Raw genomic sequence first — 25,289 nt, 5'->3', positions numbered from 1 at the left:
TAGTTTAAAAGTATATGAGTCTTTTTAGAAAATTTTTTGGTTCTATTAATCCAGCCTCTGACGAAGATAAGGAGAGTGAATTTAGTAAATCCTTTACTGACAATGCTACCTCTGTAGATGAAAAATTTATCTATAATTTTAAAAAAAATGGTGGTAAATTTTTATACTGTGAAAATTCAGAAGAAGTAAGCGAACATTTTGAAAATATACTCGAAGAAAATGACTGGTTTGAAAGTGCAGCAATGTGTTACGACCCCACTCTTTTCAAGATTCTTGATGACAATAAACTTACTTACGATAAAGCAGCAGATCCTAAATTTTTACTTGCAAGTTGTGAAAATTTAATTGCTGAAGAAGGTTCTATTTTATTTTCTTCGAAACAAATAAAGCAACACAAACCAAACGAATTACCTGCAAATATTATAATTTTAGCTACTACAAGCCAAATTCTTGCTACAAAAAGCGATGGACTTAGTGCTATTAAAAAGAAATACGAGAGAGACTACCCTACCAACATTACTACAATAAAATATTTCGAAAAAGCAAAAGAGGAAGATTTTACACAATACGGAAGTTCGGCTAAAAATCTTTATTTATTGCTTTTAGAAGACCAGTAAGATGAATGAAACACTCAAGAGAGCTATATCTGGTGCTGTATACATAATATTATTAATATCCTCTATATTATATTCTACTGAAAGCTTTTTCATATTATTTGGAGCTTTCCTAATTATAGCTGTTTATGAATTTTGCAATTTAGTTCAGATAAACAAAGTATTTCCAATTCTGCTCGGAACAGTTTTATACAGCGCAGTAACTTTAGTAAGTCATTACAATAAAATCACTGCAGATACTATCAATCAACTATTCAATACTGATTTAGAAATTTCAGTTAACATACAACAGTTAGACATCGTTCTATTAGTTGTAGCTTTGGTTGTATCCATAAAATGTATCCTTTTCTTATTTTATGATAACATTCAAAAAATAAGCACTTCGTCAAAATACTTATATTTATTAGGGTACATTATACTACCGTTTGTATTCATTACTAAAATTTCTTTTGGAATAAATGACTACAATCCTAAAATTATAATTGGATTATTCATTTTAATATGGACGAACGATACCTTTGCTTATATTGTAGGGAAATCTATAGGTCGAACTAAATTATTAGAGAAAATATCCCCTAAAAAAACAGTTGAAGGATTTTTAGGAGGAATTATTTTTGCAGTTTTAGCAGGTTACCTTATCTCAAAATACTATATCAGAGCTAATCCGCAGTTTAGCGAAAGATCTATATTAATTTGGACCTCAATTGCTGTAATTGTTGGGATTGTAGGTACAATAGGAGACTTAATAGAGTCAAAATTCAAACGTATTGCCGGTGTAAAAGACAGCGGAAATATAATGCCAGGTCATGGTGGCATTTTAGATCGATTAGATAGTGTTATATTTGTAGCACCAATTATATTTTTATTTTACCAAATCTTAAACTATGTTTCATAAAGAAGGAACCCCGTCTATATTGCTAGGCATTATTTTCAGTACTACAGTACTTTTATTGTCTGATAAATTTATTGATACTAACTGGATTAAAATGTTAATTCAAATAAGTGCACTCTTAGTGCTAATTATCATTTTGCAATTTTTCAGAAATCCAAAAAGGACAGTAATACTTAACGACAATCAAATCCTTGCTCCTGTTGATGGCAAAGTAGTTGTTATTGAAGAAGTATTTGAAGGAGAATATTTTAAAGACAAACGTCTGCAAATATCTATATTCATGTCACCAATAAATGTACATGTAACTCGTTATGCTCTTAGCGGAATTGTAAAATTCAGTAAATATCATCCTGGAAAATTTTTAGTGGCGTGGCATCCAAAAGCAAGTGAAGAAAACGAACGAACTACAGTAGTCATTGAGAACAATAAATTTGGTGCAATTTTATACCGCCAGATTGCTGGTGCTTTAGCGCGAAGAATTGTAAATTACGCCGAAGAAGGAATGCAGGTTATTCAGGGAACTGATGCTGGTTTCATTAAATTTGGTTCAAGAGTAGATATATTTTTACCTCTTGGGACTCCTGTCAATGTAGTACTTAATCAAAAAGCCATTGGCGGAAAAACAATTATTGCTACAAAAGGATAATGATCGAAAAAGATTTAGATATACGATTTCAAGAAGCGGTGGAAATCGCATCTGACATGACTCAGGCATCTTTACCGCAAGATGTTCAACTGAGACTTTATGCTTTTTATAAACAGGCTACTCTAGGAATTTTGGATTTAAAACAAGCGTCGAACTACCATCTGAGAGATGCTTTCAAAACAAATGCATGGATGCAAATTAGCCATCTTAGTTCTGATGAAGCCAAGGAACAGTATATAGAAATTATCAACTCTCTTTTGAAAAAGTAAATTCCAAATGAAAAAAAATATTTTTTTACTATCTAACTTACTGTTAGTTTCATTATTACTTTCCTGTAATAATAAAAAATTAACTGAAGTTGTAGACGTTCCGCTTCCTACAGTTCAAGAAAAACTAGCGATGGGACTTCCTGAAGATGTCAAAGCTAACGAAGGTTCTTTTCAGTTGGAAAAACTACCTTATTCATACGATGCATTAGCCCCAAATATTTCGGCTGCTACTATAGAAATGCATTATTCTAAACATTACTTGACATATACGAATAATTTAAATAGGGCGCTAGCAGGAACACCATTAGAAAACCTAACGATTGAAGAAGTGTTAGCTAAATTAGACTTGAATGATGCTAGCATCCGAAACAATGCAGGGGGTTATTACAATCATTCCTTATACTGGCAATGTATGGCTCCAAAAGCTGGTGGACAACCTAAAGATGTTTTAGCAGACGCAATCATTAAAAAATTTGGATCATTTGAAGATTTTACGTCATTATTCAAAAACGAATCCGTTAAACTTTTTGGTTCTGGCTGGGTATGGCTAGTGGTTGACAGAGCAGGTGAATTACAAATTACGAGCACTCAAAATCAAGACAATCCGTTAATGGTGAATGCATTAATTCAAGGAAAACCAATCCTAGCCTTAGATATTTGGGAACATGCTTATTATTTAGATTACCAATACAAAAGAAAAAATTATGTAGATGCTTTTTTCAATGTAATCAATTGGAACAAAGTTTCCGAAAATTATGATGCTGCTATAAAGAAATAGTCATTTCGGTTTTTAAGATAAAATAAATGCTGCTACGAAATATGTAGCAGCATTTATTTTATAGAAATTAAGAATTAAAAAACGTATTACAGTTGAGTTATTCCAACTGATAAATAAATGATTCAGATGGAGCGATTGTAATTTGCGCTTTGCCTTCTCCATTCATAACCTGTAACTTTATATAACTGTTTTTATACAATTGATCTGTTAATTTATAATTTCCGTCTTTCAAATTCCACTTTTGGATAACATCTGAAGGAATTATTAGTTCGAAATTACTGGTAGCAAGCCAAGAAAAATTTGCAACCACAATCAATTTTTGAGTGTCAGACCAACGTGTGAAGGAATAAATTCCAGGATCATAATCTTTTGCATTTTGACGATTTAAGGTTTGAATTTCTTGATATTTCCCCATTAAAGCCGAACTATTAATTGAAAAATTAAGCAATCGTTTATAAAAATCACGCAACTCTTTTTCATCTTGTGTCAGTTGACCTCCGTCAAATTTTCCTCCGTTCATCCAACGTTGATGATTGGGCACTCCAACATAATCAAAAATCGAAGTTCTTGAATGTGTCCCGAAACCAGCATTTTCGTTACCCGCCTCTCCTACTTCTTGTCCAAAATAAACCATGGTTGGCGAAGTGCTTATAGCAGTTGAAACGACCATCAATGGCTTTCCTTTTTGCGGTGTCCCTGCAAATTCCGGGCTTGCTAAACGTTGCTCATCATGGTTATCCAGAAAATGCAACATATGATGTTCGATATCTTGCATCCCTTTTTGGATATCAGAAAGTCCATCAGGTAATGATTTTCCTCTAATAACATCTTTTAATTTATCATAAGTTTCTACTTTGTCATATAGATAATCCATTTTCCCAAGATGAATGTAATTTCTATATTCCTTAGGATTGTAAACTTCAGCTAATAAAAAAGCATTTGGATTAGCCATTTTTACAGCAGAATTCATATAACTCCAAAATTCATAAGGAACCATTTCCGCCATATCATATCTAAAACCATCTACTCCTTTTGCGGCCCAGTACAAAGCAATCGAACGAAATTTTTTCCAAGAATCAGGAACGTCTTTTCCTTTCCAAAAATTATAATGTTCTTGATAGGACTTGGCATCAAAACCAGCGGGAAGCTCTGGAAAATCTTTAGAACCATCCGGACGAATTCCGTAATTTACTTTTACGGTTTCGTACCAGTCATTTTTATCAGGTTTTGCCATTCGAGAACCATTTCCCGTCCATTTTGCTGGGTATTCTTCGAATTTTCCATCCACCAGAGGATTCTTTTCACCATTTAAAGGCTTTTCCGTCTTTGGGATTTCAAAACGAGTATTGGGAATATAATAGAAATTATTGTCTCTTTTATATTCAACAGAAACAGCATCATCAGCACCAAAATCTTTAACTCCAGCCGGATTATTCTTCCCTTCGTATTTGCGTGCAATATGATTGGGAACAATATCAATAATCACTTTTAATCCCGCTTTATGGCTTCTGGCAATTAATGCCTCAAATTCTTGCAAACGATTAGCCGGATTGACCGCTAAATCAGGGTTTACATTGTAATAATCTTTTACGGCGTAAGGAGAACCAGCTCTTCCTTTTACTACTTCCGGATCATCGTTAGAAATTCCTATCGCCGTATAATCCCGAATCAAAGCATGATGTGGAACTCCGGTATACCAAATATAAGTAACGCCTAAATCCTTTATTTCATGTAGCGCTTTATCCGTAAAATCAACGAACTTCCCAACTCCATTTTCTTCAAGGGTTCCCCAAGGTTTATTGGTTGTATTTTTATTTCCGAATAATCGGGTAAAAACTTGATATACTACAATTTTCTTGTTATCGACTACCTCTTTCTTTTCTGCATTCATTTTTAAATCTTTTGTTTTGCAAGCAGTTGCCAAAAGCACTACGCTAATCCCTGCAACTATAATTGTCTTTTTTATCATATAAAATTATTTATGCTGGTTTCAATTCATTTTTTTTAGATAAATACGGATATTTATTTATTCAGTTTTTAAATTTAATATAATTTAGAGAAAGAAGAGACGATCGCTATAAATTTAAACGAATACACGTTTCAAAAGAACTACTACAACGAAAGAGTAGCTTTAATTGTTGATAACTTTAAAAACGAAATTGCCTCGTTTTTTCAGCGTTTTTCAAGTATTATAAATAAATCCTAATATCGATTAGGATTGTAACCTTTTTCATAAATTTGACAAAAAATAAATCCATTGAAGAAATTCCTATTTCGTTGTTGTTTAATACTGCTTGGTACAAATTTTATTTTGGCACAAGCCCCGAAAAAAATTATTGTAGAAAACTCTGATTTTGCCGATATAAATCAAGTAGAAATTCCTGATGCCTTACTACTTATTGGAAATGTTCGTGTTAATCATGATGGCGTGGTTCTTACTTGCAACAAAGCATACTACTTTCAAAAAGAAAACTATATCAAAGCTTTCGGAAATGTACAAATGGTGCAAGGCGATACTTTATTTTTGAACAGTAAATATGCTGAATATAATGGTAATGTAAAAAAAGCATATGCTTCCGGTAATGCCGTTATGAGTTCACCTGATGCAACTTTGACCACGGAAATCATCAATTTTGATCGAAACACTCAAGAAGTATTTTACGATACTCCTGGAACTATAACCAATAAAGACAATATTTTACAGAGCAATTCAGGAAAATATTATGTTAACCAAAAGAAATTTCAATTTCTAACGGCAGTTACTATCACCAATCCAACGTATGTGATAAAATCCAATCATTTAGATTATTACAGTAATTCGGGTCACTCCTATCTATTTGGACCATCAACGATTACTAGTAAAGCTAATTATATTTATACTGAAAAAGGCTTTTATGACACCAAGAAAAACCTGGCGCATTTTGTTAAAAAATCCTATATTAAGTACGACGATAGAATAATTAGGGGAGACAGTTTGTATTATGACCGAAACAGGGAATTTGCGTCGGCAACACGGAATGTAAAAATAACAGATTCCATTAATCGGGGAATTATTAAAGGGCATTACGCCGAATTATATAAAAAAAAGGATTCTGTTTTTGTAACGAAAAGAGCGGTGGCAATAAACTTCGTCGAAAATGACTCCGTTTATATTCATGGAAAAAAATTGATGGTGACCGGCAAAGAAGGCAATCGAATCATTCGTGCTTTTAATAATGTACGCTTTTATAAAACGGATATGAGTGGTAAATGTGATTCGATACATTCAAGCTCCAAAACAGCCCTGACAAAAATGATAGGAAACCCAATACTTTGGAATGGAGAAAGCCAAATTACAGGCGATGTAATGCATCTTATTGGAAATAATACGACCCAAAAACTTGATTCTCTTAAAGTGCTCAATAATACCTTTCTGGTCTCCAAAGACACATTGGGAACAGGCTATAACCAGGTAAAAGGGCAAAATCTTTATGGAAAATTCGAAGAAGGAAAACTCCATGATGTTGATATTGTAAAAAATACTGAGGTCATTTATTATATGCGCAATGACGCCAAGGAACTCATTGGCATCAATAAAAATAAGAGCAGTAAAATCAATCTTATTTTAGAAAAAAATGCCATTGAAAGCATTACTTTTTTCAAAAAGGTGGATGGAGACATTTATCCTGAAAAAGATTTTCCAGAAAATGACAAAAAGTTAAGAGGATTAGTCTGGCGTGGTGATGAAAGGATTAAAACAAAAGATGATATATTTCCACCAGAGGAAAATGAACTAAATGATAAATTAGTCAAACAAGGAAAAGTGGAGGATGCTAAAGCAAATGTTCCTATGAAAATCCGAAAAGAAACTTTGAACTACGATAAAAAGAAAGGCAAGAAATAGTGTTCAATCATCAGTTGCAGTTTTCAGTCTCAAGTCAATGATAACACATTGTAGATTGAAAAAATACCTTTAAAAACTTCGTAAACTTTGCGAAAAACTTCGTGAACTTTGCGGTTAAAAACATAAAACGTGAATACCGATTTCTTAAAATACCAAGCACAAACATCCCCTTATCCATTGGGTATGGAAGTTTCGCATGCTGTAGGTTCTTATATTTACGATTCCAACAATAAAAAATACTTAGATTTTGTGGCCGGAGTCTCCGCTTGTGCGCTGGGACATCAACACCCAAGAGTCAATCAAGCGATTAAAGATCAGCTCGACAGATATTCGCATGTAATGGTCTATGGCGAATATTCCCAAAGTCCGGCAGTCCAATATTGCAAATTATTGGCCTCACTCCTGCCCGCACCTTTAGATAAAACCTATTTGGTGAATTCAGGAACTGAAGCTATTGAAGGCGCCTTAAAACTCGCCAGAAGAACCACTGGAAGAAGCCAGTTGATTTCTTGTCATAATGCGTATCACGGGAACACCATGGGCTCCATGAGTGTAATGGGATTTGAAGAACGTAAACGAATTTTTCGCCCATTAATTCCTGATGTCGATTTTATTACCTTTAATAACGAAGAAGATTTACAAAAAATAACGACAAAAACGGCAGGAATAATTCTCGAAACTATCCAAGGTGGAGCGGGATTTATTCAGCCACACAATGATTTCCTTAAAAAAGTGCGTCAACGTTGTACCGAAGTAGGTGCGATGATGATTCTAGACGAAATTCAACCGGGTTTCGGAAGAACAGGAAAACTCTTTGGATTCCAAAATTATGATGTCGTACCAGATATTGTGGTTATGGGAAAAGGAATGGGCGGCGGAATGCCTGTAGGCGCTTTTACTGCCTCATCAGCAATGATGGATTTATTGAGTCATGACCCAAAACTGGGACATATCACGACTTTTGGTGGTCATCCTGTCATTGCGTCAGCATGTTTGGCGACTTTGCAGGAAATTACTGAGACCAACCTAATGGCCGAAGCGCTGGAGAAAGAAAACCTATTCCGATCACTTTTGGTACATCCTTTGATAGTAGATATACGAGGAAAAGGATTAATGTTGGCTACGATGACAAAAAGTGCCGATGTAACAAATGAAGTGATTCTCAAATGTCAAGACAAAGGACTCATTTTATTCTGGTTACTGTTTGAAGAATGTGCCATAAGAATTACACCTCCTCTAACCATTTCTGAAGAAGAAATACGTGAAGGTTGCGGCATCATCCTTGAAGTAATGAATGAAATTTTGAACAAGAATATTTAAAAATATAGCAATTGGGAGCTATTCCTGCTATCCGTTGCAAATGAAATTCACTGAACTCCAATAAAAATAAGAGTATCGTGAAGTAATCTTTCCTGCCCTGAACGAGTTTCGGGAACCTGAAAACAAGTTCAGGTCAGGAAAGGATTTACACTACTATCAGGGCTATGGCATCAGTTTAAACCAAAGCTATTTTTGTTAATTAAATTGTTCACAACAATTCTAACTTTCCCTCACATTACAAGTACGATTACCTAAATTTATTTAGGCCAAATTAAAAACACACAGTATGCAATTAAGCAACGAAGAAGAAGACTATAACTTATCCCTGTCCAAATTTGAGTCCATGTTGAAAACCAACAAAGTTCTCTTTTTTGACTCCGAAGAATTTGAAGAAATTATTCTTCATTATATCGATATGGGTAAGGCCGCTTTGGCAAAAAAAGCACTTAAACTAGCATTGGATCAGCATCCGAAATCTACAGGACTAAAATTAGTTCAAGTGGAAATGTTAGTCTACGATGACAAACTTGAAATAGCCGAAAAGCTATTGAATGAGTTGTATGCCATCGAACCGACCAATGAAGAAATTTATATTCAAAAAGCAAATATTTGTTCTAAAAGAGACCAACACGAAAAAGCAGTTGAACAATTAAAAATTGCTTTAAAATTCACGGATGATTACGCCGATGTCTATAACTTAATAGGCATGGAATACCTTTTTATGGACAATCTCGAATTGGCCAAAGAAAGCTTTATTAAATGCCTTGAGGAGGATTTTGAAGACCAATCTGCATTGTATAACGTAGTGTACTGTTTCGAATTTTTAGATCAAAATCAAGAAGCGATTACATATTTGAATAAATATATTGATAAAAATCCATATAGCGAAATCGCTTGGCATCAGCTGGGCCGTTTACATTATGGGGTAAAAGAGTACGAAAATGCAATCCGTGCTTTTGATTACGCCACCTTAATCGATGACGAATTCCTTGGTGCATTCATGGAAAAAGCTAAAGCACACGAACGATTAAAAAAATATGCCGAAGCGATCGAAAGTTATGAAAGAACTATCGAATTAGACGATGCCACTTCCTATGCTTTACTCCGAATAGGAAAATGTCACGAAAAATTAGGTAACAAAGCTTTAGCATTGAAATATTTCAACAAAACAGTTCATGAAGATCCACTTTTAGACAAAGGTTGGATTGCCATTACTGATTTCTATGTTCGCCAAAAAAACTATCAGAAAGCACTTTTTTATGTCAACAAAGCATTAGCTATTGACAATCAAAATAGATTGTACTGGAAGCGTTTTGCTTCTATCAACAAACAGTTGAATTTCTATGAGGAAGCCGAATTTGGTTATAGAAAAGCAGTAGAATTTGGTGATTATCAACTAGACACTTGGTTGTTCTGGGTTGACATTCTTCAGTTTTTAGGTGAATTTGAAAGTGCAATACAAACCTTATTACAAGCTTCAGAATATTTCCCGGAAGAAAATGAAATCGAATATCGTTTGGCTGGACTTTACTTTATGATTCAGGACAACACCAAAGCGAAATTTCATTTGAGTAACGCCATGAGATTAAACTTTGATAATTATATTATTATTGAAGATTTATTTCCAGTGGTCTGGACCAAAAAAATGGTACAAAATTATATCGCAAAACATAAAAAATTGTAATGATTGAAGTAGTAAGAAAACGTTTTGGTTTACTGGGAAGAAATATTCACTATTCCTTTTCGAAAGGATATTTTACAGATAAATTCAATAGCGAAAACTTTGAAGGTTGTACGTACGAGAATTTTGATATTCCGGAAATAACTGTATTCCCTGAAATAATAAAAAACACGCCCAACTTAAAAGGTCTAAATGTTACTATTCCATATAAAGAAACAGTCATTCCTTTTTTGCATAAACTTTCAAAAAAAGCAGCAGTAATTGGCGCAGTAAATACGATAAAAATTACCAAAAAAGGAAAACTAAAAGGCTACAATACCGATTATTATGGTTTCAAAAAATCATTAGAGCCCTTGTTGCAACCATTTCATAAAAAAGCCTTGATTTTAGGAACAGGAGGCGCTTCAAAAGGGGTGGCATATGCATTAGATGAATTGGGTATATTTTACACTTTTGTATCAAGAGAAGCAAAGGAAAATGTAATTGACTATAATAGAATTAATGCCACTACATTTGATAATTACCAAATAATTATCAATTCGACGCCTGTAGGGACAAGTCCTAATATTGATGCTTCGCCATCAATTCCATATGAATATTTTACGGAGAAACATATTGCTTTTGACTTGATTTACAATCCGGAAGAAACTCAATTTCTTAAAAAAGCGAAAGCCCACGGAGCACAAATAAAAAATGGTTTGGACATGCTAATTTTTCAAGCAGAAAAAGCTTGGGCAATTTGGAATAAATAAAATTAAAACTCATTAGTCAATTCATCTTGATATCGAATTTTAGAACTGACAAATAATAAACCATGCTCAAAAACTACAACCAAGAAAAGTTGTAGTTTTTTTCATTTAAATAAAATCAATAGCAATTTAATTAAGCTACTTTTCTTCCTTCTGATAAAAAACTGCTTTGTTAAAAAATTATAAAAATTGCATTCTAAATTCTCATTTCAAATAATTCATAACGAATTTAAATCAATGATTTTCGACAAAATTAATTGGTAATCAAAGGATTTATTTTGTAAATTAGTACTGCTTTCACTATCTTTCGCAATCGAAAAAAAAATAAAAACCTTATACATTGAAAAAATGTTAGAAGAAATGAATGATAACCTGTCCCATAAAGAAAATGAGACAGATGGAAAATTAGCACAAGATTCAGCTGAATCAAATCAATCCGAAACAGAAGTATTGGAGACGAAACCCTTAGCTGAACCAATTGATGTGCCCGCAGAAGATAATGTTGTAATTCCTTCGGCCGAAGAATTACCGACCGCTGATGCTGCTTCAGAAAGTGATAACCAAACGGCACTAAACGCCATTGCTGATACAAACGCAGAAGAAAGTGAGGACGAGACTCTTAAAGACCGTCATGACATTCCTATGCAAGATTATGATACACTCACTTTAGAATCTCTGGTAGATGAATTGAAAAATCTGGTAAGCAATGAAAAAGTGCTGTCTGCTAAAGAGCATATTGAAGAAATTAAAAAATCATTCTTAGCAAAATACAACCATCTATTAGAAGAGAAAAAAGAAGAGTTTCTTGCCGAAAATCAGGATCCAAATGAAGAATTTCAATATCACTCTCCACTAAAAAGTAATTTTGATAAATACTACTCTATCTTTAGAGATGCAAAAAATACTCATTTCAAAAGTTTACAAACGAATCTAAAAACTAATTTAGAAAATCGTTTAGCAATTGTTGAGGAATTAAAAGAGTTAATTAACCCACAAGAAAACATCAAAGACACCTTAAAACATTTTAATGATTTAAGAGAAAGATGGAAAAATGCAGGATCAATTCCAAAAGATAAGTATAATCACGTTTGGAATAATTTTCATTTTCATGTAGAAAATTTTTACGATTATCTACATCTTGACAGAGAAGCGCGCGATTTAGATTTCAAACATAATCTAGAGCAAAAGCAAAAAATCATTCTTCGAGTTGAAGAATTGGTAAATGAAGCGGATGTAAATAAGGCTTTTCGCGAATTACAAGATTTGCATAGAATATGGAAAGAAGATATCGGTCCGGTTTCTAGAGAACATCGTGATGAAATTTGGAACAAGTTTAGCGACCTAACAAAAAAAATGCACGATAAACGCGAAGTTCTTTTTGAAAAATTAAGAGGGACCGAAGCTGAGAACTTAGAGAAGAAAAAAGAAATTATTTCTAAAATTGAAGTTTTAGCAACTGAAAAAGTAAATGCTCATTCGCAATGGCTCGCTCAAATTGAAAAAGTAGAGGCATTACGTACCGCTTTTTTCTCTGCAGGAAAAGTACCTTCTGATGTAAATGAAGAAACTTGGAATAGTTTTAAAACTGCTGTCAGAAATTTCAATACTTTCAAAAATGCTTTTTACAAAGACATTAAGAAAGATCAAAATGACAATTTAAGTAAAAAAACAGCTCTCGTTGCCAAAGCTAAAGAATTACAGGAAAGTCTTGACTTTGATGCCACAACTCCCATCATGAAGCAAATTCAAGAGGAGTGGAAACAGATAGGACACGTTCCTAGAAAATATTCTGATAAAATCTGGAAAGACTTTAAAGACGCGTGTAATCACTATTTTGAAAAATTAAAAGAGCAAAAAAACGAAGAAAATGTCGAAGAAGTACAGGCTTTTAATAGTAAGAAAGCCTACTTGGAAACGTTGCGCGAATACGAATTGACTGGTGACCATAAAAATGATTTGGATGCAATCAAATTGCACATTGAAACCTGGAAAAGTTTTGGAAAAGTTCCTTTTCCGAGAAGACATATAGAAGGAAAATTTAATAAAATCCTGGATGCCCTTTTTGAAAAATTGAGTTTAAGTAAAAAAGACACTGAAATGTTACGTTTTTCTAATAGAATGGACCATTTATCAGAAAGTAACGATACCAGAAAATTAGATAATGAAAAGATTTTCTTAATGCGTAAAATTGAAGAAGTTAAGAATGAAATTTTTCAATTAGAAAATAACATTCAGTTTTTTACCAATACCAGAAATGCTAAAAAAGAAAATTCAATTGTTTTAGAAGTTCGTAAAAACATTGCGCTACACAAAGAGACTTTAGATGTTTGGAAAGAAAAACTAAAACAAATCAGAAATTTGAAACAAGAATAAAGTTTAATAAAAAGCAAAAAAAAACAAACCTCGATTTAAATTCTATTTCGAGGTTTTTTTATGCAGAAATCTTACTGATATGATAAATATCATTTTAAGTAATTAGCTGTAGCATTACTTTTGGTAGATGATAAATCTCGCTTCCATGAAAAATTCTCTAATTCAAAAGTATAATGTTCCGGGCCCTAGATACACTAGCTATCCAACAGTTCCATACTGGGATGAAACAGATTTTTCAAATGAAATTTGGAGTGAAACTTTAAAAAAATCATTTGCAGAAAGCAATACTTCAGAAGGAATAAGCCTTTACATTCATTTGCCCTTTTGCGAAAGCTTGTGTACTTTTTGTGGTTGCAACAAGCGGATTACTAAAAATCACACGTTAGAAAATCCATATATAGAAGCCGTTTTGAAAGAATGGACAATCTATTGTAAAATTCTTAATGAAAAACCGACAATAAAGGAAATACATTTGGGAGGAGGAACACCAACTTTTTTTTCTCCAAAGAATTTAGAAGATTTAATTAATAGAATTTTGAGTCATGCGACTAAAGCTTCCGATTATGAATTTAGTTTTGAAGGCCACCCTAACAATACTACCCATGAACATTTACAAAAACTCTATGATTTAGGTTTCAGAAGAGTAAGTTTTGGTGTTCAGGATTACTCCGAGAAAGTGCAAAAAGCGATTCATAGAGAACAACCGTTTCACAATGTGGCGAAAGTAACCTTTTGGGCAAGAGAAATTGGCTATACTTCGATTGGTCATGATATTATTTTTGGACTGCCATTTCAGGAAGTAGAAGATATTATTGATACCATTGAAAAAACTAAATCATTACAACCAGACAGACTGGCATTTTATAGTTATGCTCATGTTCCCTGGATAAAAGGTAATGGACAACGAGGCTTTAACGATGAAGATATTCCTAAAGATGATAAAAAGAGAATGCTCTACGAAACAGGTAAAAAATTATTGTATAAAAATGGGTATCATGAAATAGGAATGGATCATTTTGCATTGGAAACTGACAGTTTATACAAAGCCTTTCAAAATGGAAAACTACACCGTAATTTCATGGGATATAGTTCTTCAAAAACTAAACTGATGATTGGTTTGGGGGTTTCTTCAATAAGTGACAGTTGGCTTAGTTTTGCTCAAAATGTAAAGAATCTGGAAGATTATTATCAGATTTTAGAATGGGGAAAACTACCCGTTTACAGAGGACATTTACTAACCGATGAAGATCTAATCATTAGAAAACATATTCTGAATTTAATGTGCCAATTTGAAACTTCCTGGAAAAATGATGAAACTTATTTTGAAGAGATTCCAGAAATTTTAATCCAGTTAAAAGAAATGGAAAAAGACGGACTTCTTATCATTAAAGACAATATAATCCAGGTTACTGATGCAGGAAAACCCTACGTAAGGAATATTTGCATGGCATTTGATCTGCGTTTAAAACGAAAAGCTCCGGAAACTGAACTGTTTTCTATGACAATTTAATATACTTTAAGGTCTGATGTCTGTACACAAGTTTAAAATAGGACACATATAAAATTGATTAAGCAGCCTTACACTAATTTTAAAGTTGATATTGAAAATTAAAACACGAATTTCACAATTTGCACGAATTAATTTGCACAAATTTGTGAAATTCGTGTTTAAAATCAGATGCAATATTGTGTCTTAGCCATAGGCCAGTGTATTTTTATACACTATACATTTAAAAATTTAATGACAATTGGGATTTTGTTGTACAAACAAACTCATGTTTGAAGGAGATACATAAGGAATTCCTAACCCTAGACCTCTTAAAATAAATAACACACCAATTATAACGGCAACATAAGGAATTGCTTTCTGAATTTTATTTCGGATGGGAATCGTTAAAAATGAATTCAAATATACTACACTACTCATTAACGGAACGGTACCCAATCCAAATAAAACCATGTACAAAACCCCAAAACCAGCACTTTGCATCGCTATTGCACCAAACAAAGCAACATAAACCATTCCGCAAGGCAAAAATCCATTGAGTAGACCGATTGTAAACAAAGATTTGTAACTCTTATTTTTAAACTGGCTTCCCAGCTTTGTTTTAATTTTTGAAATCAAATTAAAAACAGGTTTTGAAAAATTGTATTTTGCAAAAGCTCTCTCTGGTATTAAAATCACGAAAATCATTGCGATTCCAATAAATATAGATAATTTTTGTTGTAAACCCGCTAGAAAAAAACCTTTGCCTAATAATCCAAAAACCAAACCAATGGTCGCATAAGCCGATATCCTTCCTAAATGATAAGTAAAAATTTGAAATGCTTTTTTCGCAGGATTGTTTCTATCCACAGGTAACATCATAGCAATTGGGCCACACATTCCTATGCAGTGCAAACTACTGATTAAACCGAAAATGAAAGCTGTATAAAGCATTGTTTTAGAATAATGATTTAAAGTCAAAACGAATTAAACTCAAAAAAATTAATTTTTCACTTTTCGATTTTAAGACTAATTGATATATACTGTTTCTTTGGTCAAATACGACTTTCCCTCATATTGCCATTCCATATTAATGTCCCATCGACCGCCTACCAGACTTTTTTTAGGTATGAGCAAAGTAGAATTAGCTAATGAAATTGGCACTTCAAAATCTAATTTTTTGTTAGACGGTCTATACAGGGACACATTTCCTTTTATTTTATTTGGAAAAAATACATCTGGAAATACAATTGTAATCCCTTCTGGAGTATTTGTAATTATTGGCTTTTTAACTAAATCATGCGCATTTTGTATTCGTATCATTTCGTCGCCAAAATGAACATCATGTTTGTAATATTCTTCTACAACCAACTCATTATCATATTTTGAATCCGACTGAACTTTGAATACAAAGTATAAAATGAAGGTCATAAATAATGCAAATGCAATTACAATTCCTGTTCCCCAATTAATTTTCATGTCTTATGTTTTTATATTTAAAGCGTAAAACGCAGGTTTTAATCAAAGCTTCTCGGGCTTAAAAAACTGGTAGTACTAGTCTCAATTTTTTGGTTTCCGTTGAAAACTTCAATTTTTAATTTGGTCTTATCGCTATCTAACAAATTCTGATTGATTTCAATAAATAAAGTTCCTCCGTTCATACCTTGCTTTGGCACTTTTATATCTTGTTTTCCAACTACTTTCAAAGTTCCTTTAATATCAACTAATTTAAAATGAATATCATTAAAATCATCATTGGTTTTATTGATAATCTTAAAAGTATAGATATTACTAATATTGTCCCCTTTGTGTTGGAATAATTGGCCTGGTAAACGTAAAATACTTGCTTCTACATCCGTTCTCAAAAACAACAATCCGATCAAAATACCTGTCAAAATAAGTAATATGGCCGAATAACCTTTCATTCTTGCCGTGAATTTGAACTTCGTTTTTTTCTCAATTTCATCTTCAGAAGCGTAACGAATTAACCCCTTTGGCAATCCGACGCTATCCATAATAGTATCACATTCATCAATACAAGCAGTACAATTCACACATTCCAGCTGAACGCCATTCCGAATGTCAATTCCTGTGGGACAGACATTTACACATTGTTTACAGTCGATACAATCCCCTTTTCCTGATGCAGCCCTATCTTCTTGTTTATTGAATTTAGCTCTGCCCACTACTTTTTCACCGCGAACAAAATCATAGGCAACATTAATCGATTTGTCATCTAATAAAACCCCTTGTAATCTTCCGTAAGGGCAAGCAATAATGCAAACCTGTTCTCGAAACCATGCAAAAATAAAATAGAAAACTCCTGTAAAAATTAACAATGAGACTAAAGTACTCACATGGTTTGCAGGTCCTTCTTCAATCATTAAAAACAACGTATCACTACTAATAAGATAGGCAAGAAAAACATTGGCGATAAAAAAAGAAATTATTAAAAATATAGTCCATTTTACGGCTTTTTTTCTTATTTTCTCTGCATTCCACTCTTGTTTTTCTAAACGGATCTGGGCACCGCGATCCCCTTCGATCCAATATTCTATTCTGCGGAAAACCATTTCCAGAAATATGGTTTGCGGACAAATCCACCCACAAAATATGCGTCCAAAAATAACGGTAAAAAGGATGACGAAAACAACGCCAACAATCATAAAAAGAACAAAGAGATAGAAATCTTGTGGCCAAAATGGAAATCCAAAAATATTAAATCTTCGTTCCAAAATATTGAACATCATGAACTGATTCCCATTAATCTTAATAAAGGGATTCGCAACAAGTATAATCAACAAAAAGTAACTGACCCACTTTCGATACTCATAAAATTTACCTGAAGGTTTTTTAGGGAAAATAAATTTTCGATTTCCTTCTTTATCAATTGTTCCGATGGTATCTCTAAAAGCTTCGCCTGGTAATTTTGACATTTTATTTCTATTTAAATATTTAATCTCAAAGACAAAGTTATTTAGACAGTGACGATTCATTTTGAGATTAATTTATTATTTATTTTGAAGCAGTTTCATCTACCCAAATCTCACCATCCGGGGCTTTTGGATCTTTAGGATTACTTCCTTTTAAAGACAAAATATAACTGGCCACTTTTTGCATTTCTTTTGGTTTCAACGTTCCTTTCCATGCAATCATTCCTTTTCCGTCACGACCACCATTTGTAATTGTATGGAATAAGTTTTTAATTCCTCCTCCCAAAATCCAATTATCATCCGTTAGATTTGGACCAATTTGACCTCCAGCATCTGCTCTGTGACATGCAGCACAATTGGTAGTGAAGATTTCTTTTCCCGCCGCTAAATCAGTCGGTTCCGTTAACAAAGTCACCGTTTTTTCATCCATCATATCAGGAGCAGTTTTCATATATTCCGCTACTTCAATTTTGGCTTGAGCCAATTCTTTTTTAAGTTCAGTTTCTTGGTTATCAGCACCTAATAGTTCATAACGCACCATATAAACCACCCCAAAAACAATACCTGCATAAAATAAATACACCCACCATGGAGGTAAATTATTATCTAATTCTTTGATACCGTCGTAATCATGATCTAACAATAGTAAGCCTTCATTTTCTATTGGTTCTGATTTAGTTACACTTTTTATCAGTTTTTTATACCATTCGGTATCTTTGAAACTTATACTATTTACTTCATTAAGTTTGGCTTTCTGTTCTTCTGTCAAAAGATGATACGTAATATTATCAACAGCGCTCAATGTTATTTCTATTGCGATCAATAGGAAAAGAAACACGAATAAAAAGACAGAAACCATTGGGAATTTTAAGAAAGCAGGTCTGTCTCCAGAGTCTATAAAATATTCCATTGCTGCAAAGACAGCAAAGAAAATAAGTGGGACTCTAACATATACTGGAATTAATTTTTTCATTTTCTAAATTTTAAAAAATTGTACTTTTTAATTGTCGTTCAATGGCATTTGGCTCATTTCATTGATTTTTTCTTTTTTATATGTTAGAACCCAAAAACCGAGTCCTACAAAGAAAATGAAGAAAATCAATAACGAAAGAATTGGATAAGTCGCAACTCCCTCGATTGTTTCCATATTATGCTTTATTTGTTCAAACATGACTTTTATTTTTTAGCTATATCTTTTACTTTAATATCTGTTCCAAGTCTTTGTATGTAAGCAATCAAAGCGATAATTTCTCTTTCATTCATTGGAACAAATTTTTCTCCTCTTGCCTCTGCTTTTTTCTTACTGTCGTTATAACTTTTTACAAAATCAGGATCATTTTTTAAGCTTTCTTCAATTTTTAGGGCTTGTGTTCTTAGATCTTTAACTCCATTTGCAACTTGAAGAGCCGTGTAAGGAACTCCAAGACTAACCATAGCTTCCATTTTCTTTTGCGTCAAAGAAATATCCATTGGTTTGTTATCAAACAACCATTTGTAACCTGGCATAATAGAACCTGCAGATATACTTTGAGGACTCCAAAAGTGATTAAAATGCCAATTGTCATTGTATTTCCCTCCTATTCTTTGTAAATCCGGACCAGTACGTTTTGATCCCCAAAGAAATGGGTGGTCATAAACAAATTCTCCTGCTTTAGCTTGTGGCCCATATCGTTCTACTTCACTACGGAAAGGACGAACTGATTGAGAGTGACAACCCACACATCCTTCACGAATATATAAATCACGTCCTTCTAATTCTAAAGGAGAATACGGTTTCACACTGGCAATTGTAGGGATATTCGATTTTACCATTATGGTAGGTACAATTTGAATAACTCCACCAATTAAAATAGCCACCGTTGCCAAAATGGTTAATTGAATAGGTTTTCTTTCTAACCAAGGGTGAAATTTTTCTCCTTGAACTCTTCCAGAACTAATTTTCAATAATGCCGGAGCTTCGGCTAGTTCATCTTCAATTGCAGAACCTTTTCTCAAAGTTTGAACAATGTTATATACCAATGTCAGCATTCCTATTAAATAAAGTGAACCACCAATAGCTCTCATCCAATACATTGGCATGATTTGAGTCACTGTTTCCAAAAAGTTACCATAAGTTAAAGTTCCATCTGGGTTAAATTGTTTCCACATAGAAGCTTGTAAAAACCCAGCAACATACATTGGAATTGTATATAAAATAATCCCTAAAGTTCCAATCCAAAAGTGAAAGTTAGCCAATTTAAGAGAGTACAAAGTGCTTTTAGTCATTCTTGGAATCAACCAATAAATCATACCAAAAGCCATAAATCCATTCCAGGCTAACGCACCTACGTGAACGTGAGCAATAATCCAATCCGTATAATGCGCTATAGCATTTACATTTTTCAGAGACAACATTGGACCTTCAAAAGTGGCCATTCCGTAACCTGTTATTGCTACTACGAAGAATTTTAAAACTGGATCTACTCGTACTTTATCCCAAACTCCTCTTAAAGTTAATAGTCCGTTTATCATTCCACCCCAAGATGGTGCGATCAACATTATTGAAAAAGCAACACCTAAATTTTGCGCCCAGTTAGGCAAAGCAGAATATAATAAATGGTGTGGTCCTGCCCAGATATAAATAAAAATTAAGGACCAAAAGTGAACAATTGATAATCTATAAGAATATACCGGGCGATTCGCTGCTTTTGGAACAAAATAATACATCAATCCTAAAAAGGGCGTGGTTAAGAAAAATGCAACCGCATTATGTCCGTACCACCATTGCACCAAAGCATCTTGAACTCCTGCATAAACAGAATAACTTTTCATTGCAGAAACAGGCAATTCTAAACTGTTGAAAATATGCAGAACGGCAATCGTTACAAATGTTGCCAAATAAAACCAAATCGCAACATACAAGTGTCTTTCTCTTCGTTTTATAAGAGTTCCAATCATGTTGATACCCATCACTACCCATATTAGGGTAATTGCAATATCAATTGGCCATTCCAATTCGGCATACTCTTTTGATGTACTAAAACCTAATGGTAAAGAAATCGCTGCGGCAACAATAATCAACTGCCAACCCCAAAAATGAATATTACTTAAAAGGTCACTGAACATTCTTGCCTTAAGCAATCGTTGCATCGAATAATACATTCCCGCAAAAAAAGCATTTCCTACAAAGGCAAAAATAACTGCGTTAGTATGTAAAGGTCTCAATCTACCATAACTTAACCACGAAATTCCGTCAGTTAGGTTTGGAAAAAGGAACATGATCGCCAACGTAAGACCGACCAACATTCCTACTACACCAAAAAGGATAGTAGCGTAAATGAATTTCTTTACAATTTTGTTATCATAATAAAACTGCTGCATTTCCATAATTAAATTTGTTTTTCTTCTATTGTTTGTATTGGTTTTGGGCTCTCAATTTTTAGCTCATCGTCAAAAAGCATTCTGACTGATGGCGTATAATCGTCATCATATTGACCTGTTTTTACTGCTCTTATAAAAGCAATAAAAAAGCCGATAGCAACTAATATACTGATGGAGATTAATAAATAAATGACACTCATACCTTAATTTGTGTTAACAAAGTTACTCTGACGTTCTCTAGTAAAATATGACATTTGTCATATATATCGAATTATGTTAAAATTATGTAAAATCAAAATCTAAACGTTATAAGATCCTATTTTTTACTTGCATAATAGCTACTCATAACCGTCACAAAACTGACTATGGTTACAGTACTTAATGGCATAATAATAGCTGCAACCAAAGGCAATAAATTTCCTGTAATGGCAAATGATAATCCAACTACATTATACAATAAGGACAAGGTGAAACTCATTTTGATTGTTGTGATAGAATTCTTAGACAGTTTTAAAAAATAATCCAATTTTGGAAACTCGTTGGCATCTAAAATAGCATCACAAGCCGGCGAGAAAACATTGACATTTTCTGAGATAGAAATTCCAACATTACTTTGTGCCAAAGCTCCCGCATCATTCAATCCATCACCCACCATCATCACATTTTTACCTTTCTCTTGTAAATTCTTGATGAATTCTAATTTTTGTTCTGGTTTTTGATTAAAAATTAACTCCGTGCCTTTCGGCAAAAGTCTTTCAAGAGTTGATCTTTCTCCTTCATTATCACCAGACAAAACTTTGATTTGATACCTGCTGCTTAAATTCTTAAAAAGTTCCTCTAATCCTTCTCTATATTGATTATTGAAAATATATTTTCCGTAATAAACTCCGTCAATCTTAATATGAACAGAAGTTTGCTGAATGCTATTATCCTCAGACTTTTGTACAAAAGAAGCGGAACCAATTTGAATTTGGTATCCAAAAATTTGAGCTTGAATTCCTTTTCCTGTGATCTCTTCAAAAGCATCAACTTTTAACTTTTTAGTTTCCTCTGCCGATTTGCTTTGCAAGATTACAACAGGTAAATAATCATATAACATTCTACTTAGCGGATGATTTGAAGCCCGAAGTACATTTTTAATTAACAGTAAATTTTCATCTGAAAGACTCACTCCTTCATACGATATATTCGATTTTTTATTGGTGGTAATTGTCCCTGTTTTGTCGAAAACGATGGTGTCAACTTTTGCCAACTGCTCAATAACTAATGCATTTTTGAGATAAAATTTTTGCTTTCCTAAAATTCGCAATACGTTTCCAAAAGTAAATGGAGCGGTTAATGCCAATGCACAAGGACAAGCAACAATCAGTACCGCCGTAAACACATTGAAAGCGATACTAGTATCTATAAAAATCCAATATCCAAAACCTGAAAAGGCAATTAATAAAAGTATTGGTGTAAAATACCGAGAAATTCTGTCTGTTATCGTTTTGTGCTTTTGTTCTACATTTTTTTGAAAGACATCATTACTCCATAATTGCGTCAGGTAGCTTTGTGAAACGGAATGCAATACTTCCATTTCTATCACTTTACCCATTTGCTTTCCTCCTGCAAATACTTTATCACCGGAATGTTTGGTAATGGGAATAGCTTCCCCAGTGACAAAACTATAATCAATTTCCGCTTTTTCTGAAATTAAAATACCATCAACAGGAATTAGTTCTTGGTTTCTAATTAATAGTCGGTCACCTTTTTCAACTTCATAAATTGGAACACTTTCTTCTGAAGCATCTGAATTGATTTTGGTAATTGCTATTGGAAAATAGGATTTAAAATCTCTTTCAAAACTCAAAAAACTATAGGTTTTGATTTGGAACATTTTACCAAGAAGCATGAAGAAAATCAAACCGCAAAGGCTGTCAAAAAAACCAGAGCCATAATCCATTACAATATCAACCGTACTTCGCACAAACATCACAATAATTCCCAAAGCAATTGGTATATCAATATTCAGCATTTTAGATTTGATACTTTTATAAGCCGAAACATAATAACCGCTAGCCGAATAAAAGAAACTTGGCAAAGACAAAGCGAAAATCAACCAACGGAAAAAACCGCGGTATTGATCGAGCCAGAATTCTTTAACTTCGAAATATTCAGGAAATGAAAGCAACATGATGTTTCCGAAACAAAAAAATGCAACACCAAGTTTATAAGTCAAACTTCTATCTACATCGTTTTTACCCGTTTCATAGTTTTCTAAACTAATATAAGGTTCATACCCAATAGAACTCAATAAATAAACAATGGTTTTAATTGAAACCGTTTCGGGATTATATGTGATTCGAACTGTCTTTTCAGGAAAATTAACCTGAGAAGTACTTATTCCTTTTTGAAGACGCTGTAAATTTTCCAGAATCCAAATACACGAACTACAATGTATATGAGGAATGTTAAGTGAAATAATAGCGGTTGAATTCTCTTGAAATTCCAAAAGTTTTGAAACGATACTTTCATTGTCTAAAAAATCAAATTTACCATTAATATCTTGAGGGGTTGCTCCAGGTGATTTTTCGAAATCATAATAACAAATCATATCATTAAGACTGAAAATTTCGTAAACGGTCTTACAACCATTGCAACAAAATTCTTTCTCATCAAAAATAATTTCTTCCGCTTTTATAATATCTAAACCACAATGGAAACAGTTTTGTCTGTCCATAATTCTTTGCTCATTTTACCTACCACAAAGGTTGTAAATAGATTAAGTAAAAAATATGACATTTGTCATATAAATGCCTAAATTTGTTGTGTTATTAAATCCCCTTTCTATTATGAGTAAATGTGAACAATGTATTGTTAGAGAATTCAGTTCTTTGAAAGCGCTTTCGAAAAATGAATTAGTACATCTTTCTGATTGTAAAACATCGCGTACTATAAAAAAAGGTGAAGTTATTTTTGAAGAAGGTGAAAATGTGAATGGAATTTATTGCATAAAAGATGGTGTGTGCAAACTAACCAAATTGAGCCCCAATGGTAAAGACCACATTGTAAAACTGGTTACAAAGGGAGAATTATTAGGACAACGCTCGATGATTAGTGAAGAACCCGTGAATTTAAGTGCTGTTGCTCTAGAAGATATGGAGGTTTGCTTTATCCCTAAATCTGAGGTGATGAGTTTCTTTGACAAGAACAATCAGTTTTCAATGAATGTGATGAAAACTATTTGTGGAGATCTAAAAGAAGCCGATGATCATATGGTTAATTTAGCCCAAAAAACAGTAAAAGAAAGACTAGCCGAAACGCTTCTTTACCTGCATGATACCTTTGGCAAAAATGAAGATAACTCTTTAAAAGTTCAACTTTCAAGAGACGAATTAGCCAGTATGATTGGCACCGCTACAGAAAGTTGCATTCGACTATTATCTGATTTCAAAAAATTAGGTTTAATCGAATTGACAGGAAAAAAAATCCTTTTGAAAGACATCAACAAATTAAAAAAAATGGCTGAATAATTATATCCACTAGGCTATAATTTCTTCGCTTCTTCCCAAAAAACATCCATTTCAGCAAGGGTCATATCCATTAAGGGTTTTCCTAATTCACCCGCTTTACTCTCCAGATATTGAAAGCGTTTGATAAATTTTTTATTGGTTCGTTCCAAAGCATCTTCGGGATTTACATTTAGGAATCGGGCATAATTAATCATTGAAAACAGAACATCACCAAATTCGGCTTCAATCTTATCTTGATCACCAGCTTCAACTTCAACTTGCAATTCCTCTAATTCTTCTTGTACTTTATCCCAAACCTGATGTGATTCTTCCCAATCAAATCCAACACCTTTTACTTTATCCTGAATTCGGCTTGCTTTTACCAATGCTGGCAGACTTTTTGGTACGCCTTCCAAAACTGATTTTTTACCTTCCTTAAGTTTTAATTTTTCCCAGTTTTGTTTGACTTCCTCTTCATCTTTTACAACTACATCACTGTAAATATGCGGATGACGATGAATAAGTTTATCACAAATTTCATTGCAAACATCAGCCATGTCAAAATCATTTGTTTCGCTTCCAATTTTGGCATAGAAAACAATATGCAATAACAAATCACCTAATTCTTTCTTTACCTCGCTTAAGTCATTATCTAAAATAGCATCGCCCAACTCATACGTTTCTTCTATGGTAAGATGACGCAGGGTTTGCATGGTTTGCTTTTTATCCCAAGGACATTTCTCTCGCAAATCGTCCATGATATCTAATAGTCTTTCGAAAGCCTGAAGTTGAGTTTTTCTTGAGTTCATTA

The 25,289-nt window shown here is 33.2% G+C and carries 22 protein-coding genes; 12 read left to right on the top strand and 10 right to left on the bottom strand.

Translation table 11 applies throughout. The features are described from left to right. Window positions 1-14 precede the first annotated feature (14 nt). The 5 genes from ACFX5F_RS04085 to ACFX5F_RS04065 are packed head-to-tail and all read left to right on the top strand — an operon-like array spanning window position 15 to window position 3,199. The gene (locus ACFX5F_RS04085) at window positions 15-617 is read left to right on the top strand and encodes an LUD domain-containing protein (protein ID WP_379850158.1); all 603 of its coding nucleotides are present in this window, start codon (window positions 15-17) and stop codon (window positions 615-617) included. 1 nt (window position 618) lies between these two features. Beyond that, complete coding sequence (locus tag ACFX5F_RS04080; protein ID WP_379850156.1) at window positions 619-1,509, top strand: phosphatidate cytidylyltransferase; 891 nt, start codon at window positions 619-621, stop codon at window positions 1,507-1,509. Continuing rightward, window positions 1,499-2,152, top strand: a complete 654-nt coding sequence (locus ACFX5F_RS04075) for a phosphatidylserine decarboxylase family protein (RefSeq protein ID WP_379850154.1) — start codon at window positions 1,499-1,501, stop codon at window positions 2,150-2,152. The genes ACFX5F_RS04080 and ACFX5F_RS04075 overlap by 11 nt, the downstream gene beginning before the upstream one ends. Continuing rightward, window positions 2,152-2,421, top strand: a complete 270-nt coding sequence (locus ACFX5F_RS04070) for an acyl-CoA-binding protein (RefSeq protein WP_379850152.1) — start codon at window positions 2,152-2,154, stop codon at window positions 2,419-2,421. Before ACFX5F_RS04075 ends, ACFX5F_RS04070 begins: the two co-directional genes overlap by 1 nt. 7 nt (window positions 2,422-2,428) lie before the next feature. Continuing rightward, a complete protein-coding gene (locus ACFX5F_RS04065) occupies window positions 2,429-3,199 on the top strand; it encodes a superoxide dismutase (RefSeq protein ID WP_379850150.1) in 771 nt (256 codons plus the stop codon). A 97-nt stretch (window positions 3,200-3,296) separates the two neighbouring features. On the opposite strand, the gene ACFX5F_RS04060 is transcribed toward ACFX5F_RS04065, so the two are convergent. Then, entirely contained in the window at window positions 3,297-5,168 is a 1,872-nt protein-coding gene (locus ACFX5F_RS04060; RefSeq protein WP_379850148.1) for an alpha-amylase family protein, read from the bottom strand. Window positions 5,169-5,510: 342 nt separating this feature from the next. Here ACFX5F_RS04060 and ACFX5F_RS04055 point away from each other — a divergent pair, with 342 nt between their 5' ends. The 6 genes from ACFX5F_RS04055 (at window position 5,511) to hemN (ending at window position 14,715) form a co-directional block, all read left to right on the top strand. Continuing rightward, complete coding sequence (locus tag ACFX5F_RS04055; protein WP_379850146.1) at window positions 5,511-7,082, top strand: OstA-like protein; 1,572 nt, start codon at window positions 5,511-5,513, stop codon at window positions 7,080-7,082. Window positions 7,083-7,211: 129 nt separating this feature from the next. Then, the gene (locus tag ACFX5F_RS04050) at window positions 7,212-8,402 is read left to right on the top strand and encodes an aspartate aminotransferase family protein (protein WP_379850144.1); all 1,191 of its coding nucleotides are present in this window, start codon (window positions 7,212-7,214) and stop codon (window positions 8,400-8,402) included. Between the two features lie 286 nt (window positions 8,403-8,688). Continuing rightward, entirely contained in the window at window positions 8,689-10,086 is a 1,398-nt protein-coding gene (locus ACFX5F_RS04045; RefSeq protein ID WP_379850143.1) for a tetratricopeptide repeat protein, read from the top strand. Beyond that, window positions 10,086-10,835 (top strand): shikimate dehydrogenase family protein, encoded by a 750-nt coding sequence (locus ACFX5F_RS04040; RefSeq protein ID WP_379850141.1) that lies wholly within the window; start codon window positions 10,086-10,088, stop codon window positions 10,833-10,835. The genes ACFX5F_RS04045 and ACFX5F_RS04040 overlap by 1 nt, the downstream gene beginning before the upstream one ends. A gap of 345 nt (window positions 10,836-11,180) precedes the next feature. Then, window positions 11,181-13,205, top strand: a complete 2,025-nt coding sequence (locus ACFX5F_RS04035) for a DUF349 domain-containing protein (RefSeq protein WP_379850139.1) — start codon at window positions 11,181-11,183, stop codon at window positions 13,203-13,205. A gap of 145 nt (window positions 13,206-13,350) precedes the next feature. After that, window positions 13,351-14,715: an oxygen-independent coproporphyrinogen III oxidase gene (gene hemN / locus ACFX5F_RS04030; RefSeq protein WP_379850137.1), complete on the top strand. Its 1,365-nt coding sequence runs from the start codon at window positions 13,351-13,353 to the stop codon at window positions 14,713-14,715. A gap of 228 nt (window positions 14,716-14,943) precedes the next feature. On the opposite strand, the gene ACFX5F_RS04025 is transcribed toward hemN, so the two are convergent. The 8 genes from ACFX5F_RS04025 to ACFX5F_RS03990 all read right to left on the bottom strand — a co-directional run bounded on the left by ACFX5F_RS04025 (window position 14,944) and on the right by ACFX5F_RS03990 (window position 23,706). Continuing rightward, on the bottom strand, window positions 14,944-15,645 hold the full coding sequence (locus tag ACFX5F_RS04025) for a sulfite exporter TauE/SafE family protein (protein ID WP_379850135.1): 702 nt from the start codon (window positions 15,643-15,645) through the stop codon (window positions 14,944-14,946). Window positions 15,646-15,720: 75 nt separating this feature from the next. Next, window positions 15,721-16,170, bottom strand: coding sequence for a FixH family protein (locus ACFX5F_RS04020; RefSeq protein ID WP_379850133.1), 450 nt, complete (start codon window positions 16,168-16,170; stop codon window positions 15,721-15,723). A gap of 38 nt (window positions 16,171-16,208) precedes the next feature. Continuing rightward, window positions 16,209-17,627: a cytochrome c oxidase accessory protein CcoG gene (ccoG, locus tag ACFX5F_RS04015; RefSeq protein ID WP_379850131.1), complete on the bottom strand. Its 1,419-nt coding sequence runs from the start codon at window positions 17,625-17,627 to the stop codon at window positions 16,209-16,211. Window positions 17,628-17,706: 79 nt separating this feature from the next. Continuing rightward, window positions 17,707-18,597, bottom strand: coding sequence for a cbb3-type cytochrome c oxidase N-terminal domain-containing protein (locus ACFX5F_RS04010; RefSeq protein WP_379850129.1), 891 nt, complete (start codon window positions 18,595-18,597; stop codon window positions 17,707-17,709). 27 nt (window positions 18,598-18,624) lie between these two features. Beyond that, window positions 18,625-18,795, bottom strand: coding sequence for a CcoQ/FixQ family Cbb3-type cytochrome c oxidase assembly chaperone (locus tag ACFX5F_RS04005; RefSeq protein ID WP_073207217.1), 171 nt, complete (start codon window positions 18,793-18,795; stop codon window positions 18,625-18,627). A gap of 5 nt (window positions 18,796-18,800) precedes the next feature. Further along, window positions 18,801-20,990: a cytochrome-c oxidase, cbb3-type subunit I gene (gene ccoN / locus ACFX5F_RS04000; RefSeq protein WP_379850127.1), complete on the bottom strand. Its 2,190-nt coding sequence runs from the start codon at window positions 20,988-20,990 to the stop codon at window positions 18,801-18,803. 2 nt (window positions 20,991-20,992) lie between these two features. After that, window positions 20,993-21,184, bottom strand: a complete 192-nt coding sequence (ccoS, locus tag ACFX5F_RS03995; RefSeq protein WP_379850125.1) for a cbb3-type cytochrome oxidase assembly protein CcoS — start codon at window positions 21,182-21,184, stop codon at window positions 20,993-20,995. A 116-nt stretch (window positions 21,185-21,300) separates the two neighbouring features. After that, a complete protein-coding gene (locus tag ACFX5F_RS03990; RefSeq protein WP_379850123.1) occupies window positions 21,301-23,706 on the bottom strand; it encodes a heavy metal translocating P-type ATPase in 2,406 nt (801 codons plus the stop codon). Between the two features lie 112 nt (window positions 23,707-23,818). On the opposite strand from ACFX5F_RS03990, the gene ACFX5F_RS03985 reads away from it, so the two are divergent. Further along, a complete protein-coding gene (locus tag ACFX5F_RS03985; protein ID WP_379850121.1) occupies window positions 23,819-24,499 on the top strand; it encodes a Crp/Fnr family transcriptional regulator in 681 nt (226 codons plus the stop codon). Between the two features lie 14 nt (window positions 24,500-24,513). Here the strand turns inward: ACFX5F_RS03985 and mazG are convergent, their stop codons facing one another. Then, a complete protein-coding gene (gene mazG / locus ACFX5F_RS03980) occupies window positions 24,514-25,287 on the bottom strand; it encodes a nucleoside triphosphate pyrophosphohydrolase (protein WP_379850119.1) in 774 nt (257 codons plus the stop codon). Window positions 25,288-25,289 lie beyond the last annotated feature (2 nt).

The organism is Flavobacterium zhoui, from assembly GCF_042787235.1.
Classification (GTDB): domain Bacteria; phylum Bacteroidota; class Bacteroidia; order Flavobacteriales; family Flavobacteriaceae; genus Flavobacterium; species Flavobacterium zhoui.
The sequence above is the reverse complement of the archived record's forward strand: the minus strand, read 5'-3'. Positions and strand labels throughout refer to the sequence as shown.

Excerpts from the sequence above, each read along its gene's own strand:
- ACFX5F_RS04080 (WP_379850156.1), top strand. The coding sequence starts at position 619 with ATGAATGAAACACTCAAGAGAGCTATATCTGGTGCTGTATACATAATA.
- ACFX5F_RS04060 (WP_379850148.1), bottom strand. The coding sequence starts at position 5,168 with ATGATAAAAAAGACAATTATAGTTGCAGGGATTAGCGTAGTGCTTTTG.
- ACFX5F_RS04010 (WP_379850129.1), bottom strand. The coding sequence starts at position 18,597 with ATGAAAAAATTAATTCCAGTATATGTTAGAGTCCCACTTATTTTCTTT.
- ccoS (WP_379850125.1), bottom strand. The coding sequence starts at position 21,184 with ATGAGTGTCATTTATTTATTAATCTCCATCAGTATATTAGTTGCTATC.
- ACFX5F_RS04005 (WP_073207217.1), bottom strand. The coding sequence starts at position 18,795 with ATGTTTGAACAAATAAAGCATAATATGGAAACAATCGAGGGAGTTGCG.
- ACFX5F_RS04045 (WP_379850143.1), top strand. The coding sequence starts at position 8,689 with ATGCAATTAAGCAACGAAGAAGAAGACTATAACTTATCCCTGTCCAAA.
- ACFX5F_RS04025 (WP_379850135.1), bottom strand. The coding sequence starts at position 15,645 with ATGCTTTATACAGCTTTCATTTTCGGTTTAATCAGTAGTTTGCACTGC.
- ACFX5F_RS04070 (WP_379850152.1), top strand. The coding sequence starts at position 2,152 with ATGATCGAAAAAGATTTAGATATACGATTTCAAGAAGCGGTGGAAATC.
- ACFX5F_RS03985 (WP_379850121.1), top strand. The coding sequence starts at position 23,819 with ATGAGTAAATGTGAACAATGTATTGTTAGAGAATTCAGTTCTTTGAAA.
- mazG (WP_379850119.1), bottom strand. The coding sequence starts at position 25,287 with ATGAACTCAAGAAAAACTCAACTTCAGGCTTTCGAAAGACTATTAGAT.
- ACFX5F_RS04075 (WP_379850154.1), top strand. The coding sequence starts at position 1,499 with ATGTTTCATAAAGAAGGAACCCCGTCTATATTGCTAGGCATTATTTTC.
- ACFX5F_RS03990 (WP_379850123.1), bottom strand. The coding sequence starts at position 23,706 with ATGGACAGACAAAACTGTTTCCATTGTGGTTTAGATATTATAAAAGCG.
- ACFX5F_RS04020 (WP_379850133.1), bottom strand. The coding sequence starts at position 16,170 with ATGAAAATTAATTGGGGAACAGGAATTGTAATTGCATTTGCATTATTT.
- ACFX5F_RS04035 (WP_379850139.1), top strand. The coding sequence starts at position 11,181 with ATGTTAGAAGAAATGAATGATAACCTGTCCCATAAAGAAAATGAGACA.
- ACFX5F_RS04040 (WP_379850141.1), top strand. The coding sequence starts at position 10,086 with ATGATTGAAGTAGTAAGAAAACGTTTTGGTTTACTGGGAAGAAATATT.
- ACFX5F_RS04085 (WP_379850158.1), top strand. The coding sequence starts at position 15 with ATGAGTCTTTTTAGAAAATTTTTTGGTTCTATTAATCCAGCCTCTGAC.
- ccoN (WP_379850127.1), bottom strand. The coding sequence starts at position 20,990 with ATGGAAATGCAGCAGTTTTATTATGATAACAAAATTGTAAAGAAATTC.
- hemN (WP_379850137.1), top strand. The coding sequence starts at position 13,351 with ATGAAAAATTCTCTAATTCAAAAGTATAATGTTCCGGGCCCTAGATAC.
- ccoG (WP_379850131.1), bottom strand. The coding sequence starts at position 17,627 with ATGTCAAAATTACCAGGCGAAGCTTTTAGAGATACCATCGGAACAATT.
- ACFX5F_RS04065 (WP_379850150.1), top strand. The coding sequence starts at position 2,429 with ATGAAAAAAAATATTTTTTTACTATCTAACTTACTGTTAGTTTCATTA.